At 32.8% G+C, this 16,809-nt stretch carries 13 protein-coding genes; 4 read left to right on the forward strand and 9 right to left on the reverse strand.

The window, feature by feature from the left end:
- Positions 1-84 precede the first annotated feature (84 nt).
- Positions 85-267 (forward strand): twin-arginine translocase TatA/TatE family subunit, encoded by a 183-nt coding sequence (gene tatA / locus H8K90_RS05130; protein ID WP_186844849.1) that lies wholly within the window; start codon positions 85-87, stop codon positions 265-267.
- Between the two features lie 54 nt (positions 268-321).
- On the opposite strand, the gene H8K90_RS05135 is transcribed toward tatA, so the two are convergent.
- The 3 genes from H8K90_RS05135 to H8K90_RS05145 all read right to left on the reverse strand — a co-directional run bounded on the left by H8K90_RS05135 (position 322) and on the right by H8K90_RS05145 (position 4,142).
- Positions 322-1,299 (reverse strand): DUF4837 family protein, encoded by a 978-nt coding sequence (locus H8K90_RS05135; RefSeq protein WP_186844850.1) that lies wholly within the window; start codon positions 1,297-1,299, stop codon positions 322-324.
- A gap of 24 nt (positions 1,300-1,323) precedes the next feature.
- A complete protein-coding gene (locus H8K90_RS05140; RefSeq protein ID WP_222611309.1) occupies positions 1,324-2,880 on the reverse strand; it encodes a LysM peptidoglycan-binding domain-containing protein in 1,557 nt (518 codons plus the stop codon).
- Between the two features lie 74 nt (positions 2,881-2,954).
- Positions 2,955-4,142, reverse strand: coding sequence for a phosphoglycerate kinase (locus H8K90_RS05145; protein ID WP_186844851.1), 1,188 nt, complete (start codon positions 4,140-4,142; stop codon positions 2,955-2,957).
- 86 nt (positions 4,143-4,228) lie between these two features.
- Here H8K90_RS05145 and H8K90_RS05150 point away from each other — a divergent pair, with 86 nt between their 5' ends.
- The gene (locus H8K90_RS05150) at positions 4,229-5,389 is read left to right on the forward strand and encodes a DNA polymerase III subunit (RefSeq protein ID WP_186844852.1); all 1,161 of its coding nucleotides are present in this window, start codon (positions 4,229-4,231) and stop codon (positions 5,387-5,389) included.
- Positions 5,390-5,422: 33 nt separating this feature from the next.
- Here the strand turns inward: H8K90_RS05150 and H8K90_RS05155 are convergent, their stop codons facing one another.
- From H8K90_RS05155 to H8K90_RS05175, 5 genes are all read right to left on the reverse strand, one after another.
- Positions 5,423-5,968 carry an OmpH family outer membrane protein gene (locus tag H8K90_RS05155; protein ID WP_186844853.1) on the reverse strand — a complete coding sequence of 182 codons (546 nt, stop codon included), beginning with the start codon at positions 5,966-5,968 and terminating at the stop codon, positions 5,423-5,425.
- 214 nt (positions 5,969-6,182) lie between these two features.
- Positions 6,183-7,040: a class I SAM-dependent methyltransferase gene (locus tag H8K90_RS05160; RefSeq protein ID WP_186844854.1), complete on the reverse strand. Its 858-nt coding sequence runs from the start codon at positions 7,038-7,040 to the stop codon at positions 6,183-6,185.
- A gap of 77 nt (positions 7,041-7,117) precedes the next feature.
- Entirely contained in the window at positions 7,118-8,989 is a 1,872-nt protein-coding gene (gene mnmG / locus H8K90_RS05165; protein WP_186844855.1) for a tRNA uridine-5-carboxymethylaminomethyl(34) synthesis enzyme MnmG, read from the reverse strand.
- Between the two features lie 214 nt (positions 8,990-9,203).
- Complete coding sequence (gene ybeY, locus H8K90_RS05170; protein WP_186844856.1) at positions 9,204-9,611, reverse strand: rRNA maturation RNase YbeY; 408 nt, start codon at positions 9,609-9,611, stop codon at positions 9,204-9,206.
- Positions 9,604-13,227, reverse strand: coding sequence for a DUF4175 family protein (locus H8K90_RS05175; protein ID WP_186844857.1), 3,624 nt, complete (start codon positions 13,225-13,227; stop codon positions 9,604-9,606). The genes ybeY and H8K90_RS05175 overlap by 8 nt, the downstream gene beginning before the upstream one ends.
- A 109-nt stretch (positions 13,228-13,336) precedes the next feature.
- Here H8K90_RS05175 and H8K90_RS05180 point away from each other — a divergent pair, with 109 nt between their 5' ends.
- Positions 13,337-14,380, forward strand: a complete 1,044-nt coding sequence (locus tag H8K90_RS05180) for an alkane 1-monooxygenase (protein WP_186844858.1) — start codon at positions 13,337-13,339, stop codon at positions 14,378-14,380.
- 121 nt (positions 14,381-14,501) lie between these two features.
- On the forward strand, positions 14,502-16,019 hold the full coding sequence (gltX, locus tag H8K90_RS05185; RefSeq protein ID WP_186844859.1) for a glutamate--tRNA ligase: 1,518 nt from the start codon (positions 14,502-14,504) through the stop codon (positions 16,017-16,019).
- A 61-nt stretch (positions 16,020-16,080) separates the two neighbouring features.
- Here the strand turns inward: gltX and H8K90_RS05190 are convergent, their stop codons facing one another.
- Positions 16,081-16,758, reverse strand: coding sequence for a hypothetical protein (locus H8K90_RS05190; RefSeq protein WP_186844860.1), 678 nt, complete (start codon positions 16,756-16,758; stop codon positions 16,081-16,083).
- Positions 16,759-16,809: the final 51 nt, after the last annotated feature.

Raw genomic sequence — 16,809 nt, forward strand, 5'->3', positions numbered from 1 at the left:
AGCACTATGATAAAGTCTTAAAGTTGACTAAACAACGCTTTTATTAAACTATAATTACTAACTTTGCGGTCTAAATTAAAAGTTATGAGTTTAAATATTATACCATTGGCAATTGGAGCGCCTCAGATAATTCTTATTGTGGTTGTTGTTTTATTACTCTTTGGAGGTAAAAAAATTCCTGAATTAATGAGAGGGTTAGGTAGCGGAATTAAGGAATTTAAAGATGCTAGTAAAGATGAAAAAACAAATACTAAAGAAAGCGAGTAAAGTATTTTTAAAAAAACATAAAAAAAGCCAACTTTTAAAAAGTTGGCTTTTTTGTTATTTTATAGTTATCGATTTAATCATCGCTTCTAGTTCAAAAACATGATCTCGTTTATCTAAGGATGGTGCATAAACATAACCATCTGCAACCAAATAACGGTTGTTTATTTTGTCTTCTATAGCATAGGTTATAAAAGGTCCACCCATAGTATAACCCTTCATTTCCCATAAACCTCTTACTTCGTAAGCTGGTTTATTATCTATAATTGTTTTAAACATAGATGGAGCGTAAGCATCTTCAACCGCCATATAAATACCGTCTTCACCAGGGATTTTAGTTTTAGTAATTTGGTTTCTCATTTTTACAATATCCACAACCGTACTATCTCCTTTAGAGATGGTTTCTATTGGTACTTCATAAAGCATTAAGTCTATTGTTTTAGAGTTGTTAAAGTTTTTTCTAATCCAGAAAAAATTATCTTCTGCTTTACTCACCTTGTATGCTGAAGCTATATCTATTGTTATACCTAACTTATTTTCCACAGCCTCATCAGCTAATAAAGATTTATTAATAAGTCTTAGTTTTTCTTGTACCTCTTCTTTGTTAAAAGCGTCTATTATCTTCGCTTTATTCTCTTTTAATTGAGCAATAATATCTTGATTTGTTTTACCCGAAATCACTGCAACCGTTTGCGGTTTTGCTAAAACGTCATTTACAATTTTAGTAGAGGCTTCCGTTTCTCCTTTTTCAATTTTAAGTACAATTCTATTTCGTGCAGCAAAGCCATCAAATACTTGAGGCGGAATTTGTTTCATGTTAAACATGGGCTCATTTGTAGGTAAACCATTTATTGGAGCCGCAAATATGTTTCTGATATTTTCGCCAACACTGTCTTCCCATAGAATATTATCAACGACAACAGAAATAGTGTTAAGATTTCCGCTTGATGCAGGTAAATACAATTTACTGTCATCTTTTTTGTCGCCGCAGGCCAGTAACAATACACAAAATAAAATAGAATATAAAGCTCTCATAAGTTTAGATTTTTGTTGGTTTAACTATTTAGAAACAACTAATGTCATTCCTATTTTGAGTTTGTTACCACTAATATCGTTCCAATCTTTAATATTTTGAACAGAAACTCCAGAAAATTTTTGAGCTATGGTCCAAAGTGAATCTCCAGATTTTACCTTATAGGTTTGTCTTCCCTCTGTGTTTACTACCTTTTTTGGAGGTTTTGAAGGATTAGATACTCCTCTGTTTCTAGGATAAACTGTAAGGCGTTGACCAATCTTTAAGTTATTACTCCTTAAGCCATTCCATTGTTTTAGTTGACTTACTCTTACTCCATATTTTCTAGCAATTTTACCTAAGTAATCTCCTTCTCTAACACGATATCTAATTTTAGTATCATTTTTAAAAAGTTGCGGCAAAGGTTTTTCACGTTGGTTAAATTCTGCTTTGGCATAAGCATATATCTTTTCTTCATTGGTTGTAAAAACTCCAACGGCTTCTCTAGGCAATCTTAACACATAAGTTCGCCCTTCTATTTTAGGAATAATATCTAATTTATACGCTGGATTAAGAAATTGCAACTCCTCAATCTTTACTCCTGTAGTTTCAGCCACATGGTCTAATGAAATCATTTGTTTTACATGTACCGTATCTGTTTGTATATGTTGAAACATTGGACGTTCTGGTTTAAAACCGTGCTCTTCTGCATACTCAAAAATATACATGGTTGCTAAAAATGCTGGCACATAACCTGCAGTTTCTCTTGGTAAGTTCTGTCGGATATTCCAATAGTTTTTGTAACCGCCAGAACGCCTTATGGCTTTATTTACATTTCCAGGACCAGAATTATATGCGGCTAATGCCAAATCCCAATCCCCAAAAATTTTATATAATCTACCTAAGTACTGTGCTGCAGCTGTTGTAGATCTTATTGGGTCGCTACGATCATCAACATAACTGCTTACCTGTAAATCGTGCTCTTTTCCTGTACCATACATAAATTGCCATAGACCAGTGGCTCCAACACGAGAACGTGCTCTTGGTTTTAATGCCGACTCTACAATGGCGAGATATTTCATCTCTAAAGGAATATTGTAGTTATCAAATTCCTGCTCAAACATTGGAAAATAAAAATGGCTAAGTCCCATCAATTTTTCTAAAGAACCTCTTCTATGTTTAAGATAACTTTTTATAACACTTTCTAAAGAAGTATTGTATTCTACATTAAAAGGTGTGCGAGCATTAAGACGTTCTAACCTTGCTTTTAAGGTATCTGATGATAATTCTGGATAATAAACAGGATCGTATTTAAGCTCTGTTACCGATTTGTAAATAGTATCGAAAAGGGAATTACTATAAAGCTCTTCTAACCATTTTTCGTCTAGCTCCGAGGCTTGAGGTAAATCTTTTAACGCTTTAATGCCTAATGTATCTACAATGGGTGGAATACTTTTTTTCGAATTAAAAAGCTTACCATCAATTACAGAATCCTTATTAATTACTACGACAGATTGATTGGCAATACTATCTGTTTTGGTTTGAGAAAACCCAATAAACACAAATATGCTTAGGTAAACCGATAAAACTGTTTTTAAGGTCATAGTATAAAAAATTCATTTTTATTATTCAACGTTAATGAAACGCTGGAATCGCTAAAAATAGTATTTTTTTGCTATTAACCTAATATTGCTGCAATTCCTGGTAAGGTTTTTCCTTCTAAACTCTCTAACATTGCACCACCACCTGTGCTTACGTAGCTTACTTTGTCTTCAAAACCAAATTGTTTTACAGCGGCAACAGAGTCGCCTCCACCTACTAACGAAAAAGCTCCATTCTTAGTTGAATTTGCTATAGAATTTCCTAATTCAATCGTTCCTTTTGCAAAGCTTTCTAATTCAAAAACACCTAGAGGTCCATTCCAAAGAATGGTTTTGCATTGGTTAACAACGTCATCAAACAATTCAATAGATTTTGGACCAGCATCAAGACCTTGCCATCCATCAGGAATTTGTTTTACATCACATATTTGAGTTTCGGCGTCATTACTAAATGCATTTGCAGCAACAACATCCACAGGTAAATGTATTTTAACCCCCTTTTCTTCAGCTTGCTTTAAGATATCTATTGCTAATTCCATTTTATCATCTTCACATATAGAATCTCCTATTTTTCCGCCTTGTGCTTTTATGAAAGTAAAAGTCATTCCACCACCAATTATTAAGTGATCAACTTTTTCTAAAATATTTTCAATGATTGTAATTTTTGAAGATACTTTTGCACCACCTAAAACCGCTAAAACAGGTTTTTCACCATCTTCCATTACCTTTTTAATACTCTCAATTTCTTTAGCTAATAAGCTTCCGAAACATTTTGAAACTGGAAAAAACTCAGCAACTATCGTTGTAGAAGCATGTGCTCTATGTGCTGTTCCAAAAGCATCATTTACATAAATGTCTCCAAGTTTAGATAACTGCTCTGCAAATGCTTTATCACCTTTTGTTTCCTCTTCATGAAAACGTAAATTTTCTAGCAATAATATTTCACCAGGCTGTAAGGCATTTGCTTTTTCTTCTGCTTCTGCGCCCACACAATCACTAGCAAATTTTACTTCAACACCATATATATCTTCAATTTTATTAATGATGTGTTTTAATGAAAACTCATCTTGAACACCTTTGGGTCTGCCCAAGTGCGACATTAATACACAACTACCTCCATCTTCTAAGATTTTAATAATTGTTGGCTTAGCAGAGACTATTCTCGTAGCATCAGTAACTTGAAAATCGTCATTTAATGGTACATTGAAATCTACTCTAATTAATGCTTTTTTATCTTTAAAATTGAAATCTTTTAATGTCTTCATGGATTTAAAATAAGGTGTGATAAATATTTATTCTGTTGAGCAAATATAAAGATTAGAAACATAAATTTTTTATATAGTTTTGCTTTATGTTATTTTCTGAAGTTTTAGGCCAAAAACACATAAAAAATCACCTTACCACTAGTGTAGATGCTGGTAGAATTGCACACGCTCAATTATTTGTTGGTCCAGAGGGTTCTGGCACGTTACCAATGGCATTAGCTTATGCACAATACATTCTTTGTGGAAATAATAATGGAGAAAATACTGGAGGTAACGAGTCTTGTAATTTAAAATTTAAAAATGTCTCTCATCCAGATTTACACTTTGCCTTTCCTGTTACTACAAGCGATAAAGTAAAGAGTAAACCCGTTTCTAGTTATTATCTCGAAGAATGGAGACAACTTTTAGAACAACAACCTTACGGAAACTTATTTGATTGGTACAAACTTTTGGGTGTTGATAATAAACAAGGACAAATTGGTGTTGAAGAAGCACTAAATATTGTAAAATCACTCTCGCTAAAATCTTATGAAGGTGGTTATAAGGTGATGATTATTTGGATGGCAGAAAAAATGAATAGTTCAGCTGCCAATAAACTTCTTAAACTTATAGAAGAACCACCAGAAAAAACCATATTTATTCTAATTGCTGAGGACGAAGAGCAGATTATAAATACCATTAGATCGCGTTGCCAAATTCTTCATTTTCCTCCTTTAGCTGAAGAAGCCATTGCAGATGCTCTTGTTGAAAAATATCATATTGAACAAGCAGTCGCTACTAAAATAGCACACCAAGCAAATGGTAATTTTAATAAAGCTTGCGATTTAATCTATCAAGATAGCGAGGATATTCAGTTTGAAAAGTGGTTTGTACTTTGGGTGCGTTCTGCCTTTAAGGCTCGAGGAAATAAGGCTGCTATTCACGATTTAATTTCCTGGTCCGAAGAAATTGCAAAAACAGGACGAGAAACTCAGAAAAAATTTCTTGCGTTTTGCTTAAATTACTTTAGACAAGCGTTACTGCTTAATTACAAGGCAAATGACTTGGTGTATTTAGAACCTAAGTCAGAAAATTTTAAACTTGAAAAGTTCGCTCCTTTTGTTCATGATAGTAATATTTTAGAAATTTCTAATGAGTTGCAAGATGCTATTTATCATATAGAACGAAACGGAAATTCTAAGATTATTCTTACGGATTTATCTATTAAGTTAACACGTTTATTACATAAAAAAAGCCAAGCAATTTAAGCTTGGCTTTTTTATTCTAATAAGACAAAAGTTTTATTCTTCTGTCTTAGCTTCTTTTTTCTCTTCTTCTTTAGAACCTTTATTGTTTAAAGCCTCTAAAACTTTATCTGTAATATCATTTGCTTCAGAGCCATACATTACACTACCAGCATCATTAGCCCCTAAGATAAAAGTGTAACCGTTTTTCTTTCCATAATCTTTTACAAACGCTTTCACCTCTTTTACTAAAGTATCAATTTGTTTTTGTCCTTCCGCTTGTAAAGCTTTTTCTTCGTTACCAATTTGGTAATCTTGCATTTGCTTTTTCTGCACTAACACATTGTACTCTTCTTGTGCTTTACTCTCTTTCATTTTTGCAGCTCTAGTCTGAAATAACTGAGCCTCCATTTGTAATGCTTGGTTAAGACTATCTGCTTTTTTATTAAATGCATCAATCTTAACTTTAAATTTTTCTTCAAAGTCAACTTTCTTATTAAATTCACTTACCACTCTTGTATTATCTACAAATGCGATTTTTTGTTGTTCTTGGCAAGATGCAAATGTTACTAAAACAACTAATGCTATAATTACTTTTCTCATGGTTTTATATTCTAATTAAATTTTTGCAAATGTATAAAAGTTCGGTTGTGATTTACCTATTTTTTTTAATATTGATAATTTCTATCATTTAAGTAAACAACTATTTTATAAATCTATTGAAATTAAACTCAAATAAAGCGCCCTAAGCGATTTTAACAATTCCCCCTTAACAATGCCTGTTTTAACCTTTAATCTTTAAGCAACGGTTTTTAAATTAAGAATTACTGCTTTTAAGTATATAAATGTGGGAAGAATATTCTTCTGTGCGTATAGCTTTAAAATTTGAACGCCAACCAATCCAAAATGACTTAAACGGATTCATATATCCTGACTTATATTTTTCTGATAGTAAACAAACATAATAGGCATCAAATTTCATTGGTAAGACTTTTACCAAATTTAGATGCTCCTTTTGAAACAATTTTGAAATAGCTGTTTTAGAAAAATGCCAAAGATGTCTTGGCACATCATAAGCTGCCCAAAAGTTTTTGTAATGTTGAGCATCAAAACTTTTATAATTCGGAACGGCAATTACCAAAGTACCATTTGGTTTTAAAAGTTTTTTGAATAAGGCTATATGCATATCTAAATTGGGCAAATGTTCTAGCACATGCCAAAGTGTAATGACATCAAAACTATTTGGTTTTAGATTGGCTAACTTCTCTATTTCAAAAACAGAATTATTGGTTTTTGAATTTGCAATTTTTCTTGCACTTTCGTTAGGCTCAATTCCTGTAATTAACCAATTATCCTTTTGTGCTGTTTCTAAAAAATCTCCTGTTCCGCATCCAATATCTAAAAGTGTTTTTTGATCTGAATTAAAAGAATTGATCAATTTTAGTTTTCGCTTTAAAGAAATATTACGAACTAAATGATATACTTTTTCAAGAAGATTTCTTCTGGTATCTGTGTGTGAAATATAGTCTTCACTTTTATAATAGTCGGCTAATTTTTCAGCTTCAGGTTGTGGAAAAGTTTCTAACATATCTAACTCCGAATTGTATATTAATTGGAATTTCTCTCCTGAAACGGAATGATCTTTTAGAGTAAGATATGTTGATTTGCTGCTCATATAAATAGATTCTGAAGTGAGTTCAGAATAACAAAATTCTAAAACTTATTGTAATTGTTTCACGTGGAACATTAATATTATCTACCTAAATAAACCAGCAAAACAGAAACATCATTTGGTGATACTCCACTAATTCTTGATGCTTGAGAAATCGTTACAGGTTGAATTTCTGCTAACTTTTGCCTCGCTTCCATACTCATAGATTTTAGTATTGAATAATCAAAATCGGAAGGAATCTTTAGGTTTTCGAGCCTATTTAATTTATCAGCATTGTTTTTTTCTTTCTCTATATAACCTGCATATTTAACCTGAATTTCTGTTTGCTCTATAACTTCAGCGTCTAAGTTATTATCTTGTATATAGTCTTCAACCGCTTTAAATTTTCTAACATCTTGAGTCGTAATATTTGGTCTTGCAAACAACTTAAACATCTTGTCTTGTTGTTTAACTGGAGATGATTTTTTGGATTCTAAAACCGGATTAGCTTCTTCTGGAGTTACACTAGTGTCCTTAAAAAACTGAACAAAAGCCTCAGACTTAGATTGCTTTTCTTCCATACGTTTTAATCGTTTTTCAGAAGCTAAACCTAATTCGTAACCTTTAGGCGTTAATCTAAAATCAGCATTATCTTGTCTTAAGAGTGTTCTATATTCTGCACGAGACGTAAACATTCTGTATGGTTCTTCTGTGCCCTTTGTAATTAAATCATCTATTAATACACCAATATAAGCTTCATCTCTTTGCAAAGTAAAAGGATCTTTCTCTTGTACTTTTAAGCTCGCATTTATTCCAGCCATTAAACCTTGAGAAGCTGCTTCTTCATATCCTGTGGTTCCATTAATCTGTCCAGCGAAATATAAACCATCCACCAGTTTTGTTTCAAGAGTATGTTTTAATTGTGTAGGTGGAAAATAATCGTATTCTATAGCATAACCAGGTCTAAAGAATTTTACATTTTGAAACCCAACTACAGAACGCAACGCTTTAAATTGAACATCTTCTGGTAAGGATGTTGAGAATCCATTTATATAATATTCGCATGTATTCCAACCTTCTGGTTCTACAAATAACTGGTGCCTATCCTTATCTGCAAAACGGTTAATCTTATCTTCAATAGAAGGGCAATATCTCGGCCCAACACTTTTTATTCTTCCATTAAACATTGGTGAACGATCAAATCCTTCACGCAATAAATCATGAACCAATTCGCTAGTATAAGACATATGACAAGACCGCTGTTCTTTCAGAGGTTTTGTAATATCTAAGTATGAAAATTTTTCAGGATTATCATCACCAGGTTGTTCTATCATTTTAGAAAAATCTAACGACCTTCCATCCACTCTTGGAGGCGTCCCTGTTTTCATTCTACCAGAATCAAAACCAAGATTTACTAATTGTTCCGTAATTCCGGTTGCGGCTCTTTCACCAGCTCTGCCACCACCGAAATTTTTATCACCTATATGAATTAGTCCATTTAAAAATGTTCCATTTGTAAGTACTACAGACTTCGCTTTTACTTCTACTCCAAGTGAGGTTTTTACACCAACCACTTTGTGATTTTCTACCAACAAACCAGAAACCATTTCTTGATAAAAATCAAGATTCGTAGTTCCTTCTAAGAGCTTTCTCCAATCCTCAGCAAAACGCATTCTATCTGATTGTACCCTTGGACTCCACATTGCAGGCCCTTTAGACTTGTTAAGCATTTTAAATTGAATCGCAGATGTGTCGGACACAATACCACTATAACCACCTAGCGCATCAATCTCTCTCACAATTTGGCCCTTTGCAATTCCTCCCATTGCTGGATTGCAAGACATTTGAGCAATGTTTTGAAGATTCATGGTAATTAGCAAAGTTTTACTACCCATATTTGCAGCAGCTGCAGCAGCTTCGCTACCTGCATGTCCAGCACCAACAACTATTACATCATAAACTTCGTTAAACATTACTTATTATTTTAATTAAATAATCAACCTATTTTCTATTCTGTCATTCTGAATTTATTTCAGAATCTAACACATGACAATAATCAAGGTGCTGAAACGAGTTCATCATGACAAAACAGTGTCTTCATTATTATATTACCATTTGTTCCACGTGGAACATTATATAACTCTCAAAAATTCAGTCTGCAAAGATACATTGAAATGATGATATTTTCTAACGCTTGGCTAAGTAGTAATCTTCTTTAGATCGCATTAATAATTCGTCCTCAGTAGATTTGTCTTTATAGCCACAATAATGAAGAATACCATGTATAAGCACTCGAGATAATTCATCCGAGAATTTAACCTTAAAATCTTGAGCATTTTCCCTCACTCGATCAATAGAAATATAAATATCTCCATGTAGTTCTTTTCCTACCGAATAATCAAAGCTAATAATATCAGTTAAGGTATCATGATTTAAGAAATCTACATTTAGTTTATGTAGATACTCATCCGTACAAAAGATATAATTGATCTCCCCTTCTTTACAGTTTTCTTCTAAAATGGTTTTTGAAATCCAATTAGAAACCTCTTCGGAATGGTCTAGTTGAAAATCGGTTTCGTAATTAAAACTAATCATTGCTGCTTTTAAAATACTCTTGAATCTTTTTCTTAAAATGATTCTGCAAAGGTAGTGCTTGCCGATTTAATATTTCTGTAGTATTAAAATATTGTTTAGCTGTAGGTATTTGACTGATCTTAGTTTGGTTGAACTGTTTCTGATTAGTTTCAGATTTACGCTTAGAATCTTGTCCTTGCATAAAAGTAGCATTCTCCAATTTTAATAACTGATGCTGTAGATCCATCATTTTTTGAAGTGTTTGATTAGTAAAACCAGAGTTTAACAAATCGAGCTCAATATCTTCCATTTGCTTTATAAGTTGTCCAGCAGATTGTATCTTACCATCCTTAGCTAATCTATCTTCTAAAGCTTGTCTTAATTGTTGTTGCTGTTGGTAAATTTTAAACAATTCACCATTCTGTTCTTCGCTTCCACCTTCTCCATAACCATCATTTTTGTCTCCTTCACCTTCATTTCCATCGCCACCATTTTTTCCGGTTTTGCTATTCTTACCTCCATTACCATTCTCACCTTGCTGACCATTTTGATTACCCTCACCATTTTGCTTACCGTTTTCTCCACTTTGTCCACCTTCACCAGCTTTACCTTGTTGCTTACCGCTTTTTCCATTTTCACCTTGCTGACCATTTTGACCTTCTTGACCAGCTTGTCCTTGTTCACCAGGTTTTTTGCCTTTGCCGTCCTTTCCACTCTCACCATCTTCACCAGGCTTTTCTCCCTCACCATGTTTTTCACCATCCTTTCCTTGCTCACCTTCTTTGCCTTGCTCACTTTTTTTAACACCTTCCTCCATTTGCTTATTCAGCTGTTCTTGACTCATAATGATATCTGGTAATTGTTGTCCACCTTCACCTCCTTGTCCAGGTGATGGATTCATTGACATTTCCATATTATCTAATACATCACTTAAAAAACTTGCTAATTCATTACTAGCCGTTATAGCATACTGCTGTGACGCCACACCTTGATATAATCTGTTCTCAGTAAGTAGACCAAGCGATTTATCTATATTAAAATAAACGTCAGTTATTTGAGAATTTACCTTTTCCGAAAGTTTTGGCTGTCTTAATGATAATGCAAACAAACTATCGTCTATATGTTCAAAGTGTTCTCTAAGATTACTTTGTTCTATAATATACTTTCCGTACTTATTGTTGTTAATGTCAATCTCACTAAAAGTGTTCATAAGTTCCTCTTGATCAAAAGAATAGAGTAATAGATTCTCTAATATCTGACGAAGCGTATCAATGTCTTCAGACATTTGGTCGCCACCTCCACCACCTCCAGCTGCTGCTTGTTTCATCATTTCGCTCATTTGCTTCATTTTCTTAGCTGCCTTTTTCTGCTTTTCTTTTGCCTTTTTTTGTTGCTCTTGAGCTTCTTGTGGCTTTTGCTCGTCTTCAGATTGCTCTTTCTTTTCTAGAGCTTCCTTAGCCTCTTTTTGATCAAACTTTATTTCATCCTCCAAAAACTCATCTCTCGGTACATTTGTAGGCTTTTTTAATTGTCTATCCTCTCGTTTTAAATCCTCAATATCTTTTTGAAGTTTATCAAACTCTTTATTTAAGTTATTTTGAGCTTCTTTTGTGTTTTCTTTTTCTTTTTCTGATAGCTTTTCTTGTTCTTTAGATAAATCATCTAATTGTTTAGAGATTTTCTCTGTTTTCTTCATTACATAAAAACGCTTAGTCAACTCTAAAAGCTGTTGCATGCTGCGCTTTTTATTTTTGTTTTGCTTAGCTAATTCTTCTAGTTTTTGTGTAAATTCCTCTTTGTTGATTTTATCTTTTAATTGCTCTAATTCTTCAAGCAGTTTTTCATCCTTTTTAAGTTGCTCTTCATTTTCTTTTAAACGCTCCTTTAGATCTTCTTTGAATTGATCATCTTTCTTTTCGTCTTTTTGAAATTCCTCTAAATTATCTTGAAGCTTTTTATTGAAATTTTTCATCAACTGTTCTTGACTCTTCTGACGCTTTAAAAACTCTTCAAACTTCTTTTTATCATTAAAATTTAGTTGTTCTTTTTCTTTTTGTGTTTTTGAAAATTCTTCGAGTTTTTTGTCTTGTTCTTGAAGCTTATCAAATGTTTTACTAATATCTTTTATAGTTTCATTTTGTTCGTTGAGTTGTTTTTGCTCTTCTTCTTCTTTGGTTCTTTTTCTATAACTAAAAACAGAACTTTTTGTGCGTTTATAATTGTGTAATGCATCATTATCAAATACTTCAAAGTACAGTTGATAGCTTACTCCAGCTTCTAAATTCAGCTGATTAGGAAAGGCACTTACAAACTCGCTAAAGTTAGACTTAGAGATAATTATAGGCTCTATTTGCTTTTTAGACTCATCATCAGTAGGATAAAAGACCAATTGTAGTTTACTTAATCCATAGTCATCACTAGCTTGTCCGTAGAAATACAGACTTTGTTGGTCAATAGAATCCTTTTGAACTTTGATGCTCAATTCTGGATATATATCTCTAACCACATTAATATTATAGGCTAAATTTTCATAATCTACCAAGTCACCATTGCTTGTTGTAATACTATAATTATAATTTTTATATAAACGCTTAGTCGCTTCAAATTGACCTGATTTATCACTACTAAAAGCTAGGGTGTCATCCGCATAAATATTAACTGCAGTTGTAGATTTTGTTTTTGCTCTCCATGTTACTTTTGTGCCCTCGGGAACTACTGCTGAGCCTGTGCTTTTTAGTGTTTCGTCTTGTTTTTTGGTATGAGATGGGTAATCTAAAACCATTTCAAAATTTACCAAATTGGGCGTGTTTATAATTTCTAAAACATAGGGTTTAGATACTACATTATTAGCAGACAATGTAAATTCAACTTCTTCTTTAGGTAGACTAAACGTATATTGAAATTCACCAGGTGCTAATTGTTGTAAAAAGTAAGATTGATCGTTAAATTTAATCTGAGCGTTTTCTGGAATAACATCACCAACAGCTGAAACTTTTAACTTAAAATCTTTATTTTCTATCGCTTGCAATGATTCGTTAACTACAAAAAATTGAAATGGCGCTGGTGGTTCATAAGCAGTTTGATAATTTACAACACGCTCATAACTATCGCTAAACCAATTTATCTTACCAGTAATTATAGACAATAATAGAATTGCAACCGGAATTGCAGCATACTTTAAGTATTTGGTGTTTGATTTAAAATTAATAGCCGATTTAAACGGAATTGGCTGTAGCTCTTGAGACTTCTGCTCTATACTAGCAATTAATAAATCGGATTGAGTTGGGTTCTGATTCAATTGAAGCACATTAAGCAACTTATCATTCACCTCAGGAAAATGATTTCCGATTAATGTTGAAGCCGTTTCGTAATTAATACCTTGACGTAATTTAAACAAATGCGCTAACGGAATAGCGATAAATTTTATAAACAAACTAAGTTCAACTGCTATAAATACCCAAAATAAGATGGTTCTAGCGGCTGGATTTAGCCATAGCATATATTCTACAAACAATGTTACAATTAGATATAACAAACCAATGGCGAAAAATAATATTGCGCCTTTTAGTAGTTCGTTGGTGTAATACCTTTTAATGAACTGCTCGAGTTTACTTTTTATGGTTTCAAAATTGCTCATATACTATTCTAACTGACTAATCTACAATTTTATTTTAATAGCCAATTCCTTAAATGTGGTAAGATTCTGTTAATTTAGAGGTTTTGAGTGTTAAATGAGGTAAATTTAAATGAAAGATCTTAAATACTTAGCTGCATTTTCAATTCCCTTAGTCTGTTTTCTTGGATTATTCTACAAAGGCTATTGGTTGTGGGCAACTCCTGTTTTTTCATTTGTCTGTATTCCTATATTAGAACTTGTTTTTCCCGTAGACACAAATAATATTAAACCAGATGAGGCAGATAGTAAATTAAAGCTAAAGCTTTTTGACTGGTTACTCTACTTCAATTTACCTATCGTTTTTGGGCTCTTAATCTTTGGTTTAAATATTGTTTCAAACAACACCTTACAAACGTATGAATTTATTGGAATGGTATTTTCAGTCGGAATCGTTTTAGGTGTCAACGGTATTAATGTAGCACACGAACTTGGCCATAGGCAAACAACTAACGAACGCTATTTAGGTAAAGCTTTACTGCTTCCTTCTTTATATATGCACTTTTATATTGAACATAATTTCGGACATCATTTACATGCGGCAACACCAGAAGATCCTGCAACAGCCAGATATAATCAGTCTGTTTACTCATTTTGGATCACCTCAACAGTAAGACAATATTTAAAAGCTTGGAAAATTCAACTTAGCTTATTAAAGAATAACAATAAAAGTTTCCTTTCTGTAAAAAACGATATGTTTTGGTTTGCTGTTATTCAAGTTTCCTATTTGGCTGCAATTATGTTATTTTTTGGGGTGACCGCATTCATTTTCGCCATTTTAGCTGCTATTGTTGGTTTTGTACTACTCGAAACTGTTAATTATATTGAACATTATGGCTTATTACGTTTAAAAACAAAATCAGGACGCTACGAACGCGTTAAGGAAATTCATTCGTGGAACTCTAACCATGTTATCGGTAGAATTGTACTGTATGAGTTAACTAGACATAGCGATCATCATTATAAATCATCTAAAAAATATCAGGTTTTAGATTGCCATGAAGAGAGTCCGCAAATGCCATTTGGTTATCCTACATCTATGGTGTTGGCTATGATTCCGCCATTATGGTTTAAAATAATGAATAAGCGTGTGCCTAATACTATGATTATAGATTAGATTTCTATTCCTCGATTAAGAAACTTTGAACTTGAAACTTTGACGTTTGAAATTCAAAAATCTATCTTTGCGCGAGATTCTGAAATAAATTCAGAATGACAAATTATTCCGATTTTTCGTTATGTCAAAAAAAGTACGTGTGCGCTTTGCGCCTAGTCCAACAGGACCTTTGCATATTGGCGGTGTAAGAACTGCTTTATTCAATTATTTGTTTGCTAAAAAACATGGTGGTGACTTTGTCCTTAGAATAGAAGACACCGATCAAAACCGTTATGTTGAAGGTGCTGAAGACTATATTGTAGAATCACTTAATTGGTGCGGTATTCCATTTGATGAAGGTCCTGGGAAAAATGAAAAATTTGGTCCTTACAGACAAAGTGAGCGTAAGCATTTATATAAGCAATATGCAGATCAATTAATCGATGCTGGTAAGGCATATTATGCTTTTGATACTTCAGAACAGCTCGATGCTCATAGAAAAGGACATGAAGCTGAAGGAAAAACTTTTATATATAATTGGCATAACCGCGAAAAAGGACGTTTGGTGAACTCTTTGGTTTTAACTGAGGAAGAAACAAAAGCTAAAATTGAAGCAGGTGAGGATTATGTAATTCGATTTAAGTCTCCACAAGATGAAACGTTGGCTTTAAATGATATTATACGTGGAGATATGTCTATTGATACTAATGTTTTAGATGATAAAATATTATTTAAAAGTGACGGTATGCCAACCTATCACCTAGCTAATATTGTTGATGACCATTTAATGGAAATTACACATGTTATACGTGGTGAAGAATGGTTACCATCTTTAGCATTACATAAACTATTATACGATGCTTTTGGATGGGAAGCTCCAGAATTTGCACATTTACCTTTAATATTAAAACCAACAGGAAAAGGAAAATTAAGTAAGCGCGATGGTGATAAAATGGGCTTTCCTGTGTTCCCATTAGAATATACAGCACCAGATGGTACGGTTTCTAGAGGCTATAAAGAAGATGGTTATTTTGCTGATACTGTGGTAAACTTTTTAGCATTTTTAGGTTGGAATCCTGGTTCAGAGCAAGAGATTTTTAGCTTAGAACAATTGGTTAACGACTTTGATTTAGCAAGAGTAAATAAAGCTGGTGCACGTTTTGATCCGGACAAAACCAAGTGGTTTAATCATCATTACATGCAACAGCAATTAGACTTGGATTTGGCTTCAGAATTTAAAACCAAAAACATCCTATTAAAGGATATTGATGTTAATTATATTGCTTTAGTTGTTGGTTTAATAAAAGAGCGCGCAACGTTTGTAAGTGATTTTTGGGAACTAAGTCATTTTTTCTTTGTGTCACCCACAGATTATGATGAAAAAGCATCTAAAAAAGCTTTGAAAGAAGGTACAGATGAGATTTTAAATAAAGTTGTTGACTTAGTTAATTCAACAGATGATTTTACTGTAGAAAATCTTCAAACTAACATTAAAGATTGGATTACTGATAACGAAATTGGATTCGGAAAAGTAATGATGCCTTTACGTTTAGCACTTGTTGGTGCTTTACAGGGACCCGATGTGTTTGATATTATGTATATGATAGGTAAAGCTGAAACCGTTAAGCGTATTGAGGCTTTGGTAGAAACAACAAAATAATTTTTACGAGATTTTGAAACAATCACCTCGACTAGCACAACGTGACAGTTAGAGATAATGTTTAAAAGGTAATTATTGCTGTAAAGGCTAATAAGGACTGATTGCCTTTAAATTCTTTGTTATTACCAATATCTAGGTCTTTATCATTTAATTTTCCTAAGATATTTGTAAACCCATAAATGTATTGTGCTCTTAGTTTTAACCTTCTCACACCTAAAGAAAGGCCAACAGCACCATTAACATTAAAGTTAGATATTTCTCTAATGTCTTCCGTTAGTAAATTGTCGTAGCCAGAAATAATATATCCTTCTTTAGAATCGTCTTCAAGTTCTAATTCACTGTTATATTGCAACATTGGACCTGCATCTATTGTTAAATTATTACTGATTAACTTTAAATGGAATAAAAAGGAAATATTAGCTGTAAACATCTTGTATTCAACATATTCCTCAGTTAAACTTCCAAGAGAAGATGCGTTAATATCAATATGGTTTTGAGATAGTTGTATATTATAACTCAAATTATACCACCTATGCGGAATATCTACAGACGCAGCCATACCTCCTATAAAACCAGAGTTTGCTTTTGTCTCAAAGTTATCAGTCATGATATCAAACTGAGTAATACCACCTTGTAGACCGATACCGTTTTTTATTTTGTAATTTTTACCTTGTGCAAAACTAATTGTAACAAAACCGATACAAATAGCTACTAATAAGAAGTGTTTTGTGTTTTTCATGCGATTTTGGAGCTGATTACAACAAACCTAAGAAAATAATTTAATATTACT

This window comes from Winogradskyella echinorum (assembly GCF_014297365.1).
Taxonomy (GTDB): domain Bacteria; phylum Bacteroidota; class Bacteroidia; order Flavobacteriales; family Flavobacteriaceae; genus Winogradskyella; species Winogradskyella echinorum.

Bases quoted from the DNA above. Each gene is read 5' to 3' on its own strand.
- tatA (WP_186844849.1), top strand. From the start codon at position 85: ATGAGTTTAAATATTATACCATTGGCAATTGGAGCGCCTCAGATAATT.
- H8K90_RS05135 (WP_186844850.1), bottom strand. From the start codon at position 1,299: ATGAGAGCTTTATATTCTATTTTATTTTGTGTATTGTTACTGGCCTGC.
- H8K90_RS05140 (WP_222611309.1), bottom strand. From the start codon at position 2,880: ATGACCTTAAAAACAGTTTTATCGGTTTACCTAAGCATATTTGTGTTT.
- H8K90_RS05145 (WP_186844851.1), bottom strand. From the start codon at position 4,142: ATGAAGACATTAAAAGATTTCAATTTTAAAGATAAAAAAGCATTAATT.
- H8K90_RS05150 (WP_186844852.1), top strand. From the start codon at position 4,229: ATGTTATTTTCTGAAGTTTTAGGCCAAAAACACATAAAAAATCACCTT.
- H8K90_RS05155 (WP_186844853.1), bottom strand. From the start codon at position 5,968: ATGAGAAAAGTAATTATAGCATTAGTTGTTTTAGTAACATTTGCATCT.
- H8K90_RS05160 (WP_186844854.1), bottom strand. From the start codon at position 7,040: ATGAGCAGCAAATCAACATATCTTACTCTAAAAGATCATTCCGTTTCA.
- mnmG (WP_186844855.1), bottom strand. From the start codon at position 8,989: ATGTTTAACGAAGTTTATGATGTAATAGTTGTTGGTGCTGGACATGCA.
- ybeY (WP_186844856.1), bottom strand. From the start codon at position 9,611: ATGATTAGTTTTAATTACGAAACCGATTTTCAACTAGACCATTCCGAA.
- H8K90_RS05175 (WP_186844857.1), bottom strand. From the start codon at position 13,227: ATGAGCAATTTTGAAACCATAAAAAGTAAACTCGAGCAGTTCATTAAA.
- H8K90_RS05180 (WP_186844858.1), top strand. From the start codon at position 13,337: ATGAAAGATCTTAAATACTTAGCTGCATTTTCAATTCCCTTAGTCTGT.
- gltX (WP_186844859.1), top strand. From the start codon at position 14,502: ATGTCAAAAAAAGTACGTGTGCGCTTTGCGCCTAGTCCAACAGGACCT.
- H8K90_RS05190 (WP_186844860.1), bottom strand. From the start codon at position 16,758: ATGAAAAACACAAAACACTTCTTATTAGTAGCTATTTGTATCGGTTTT.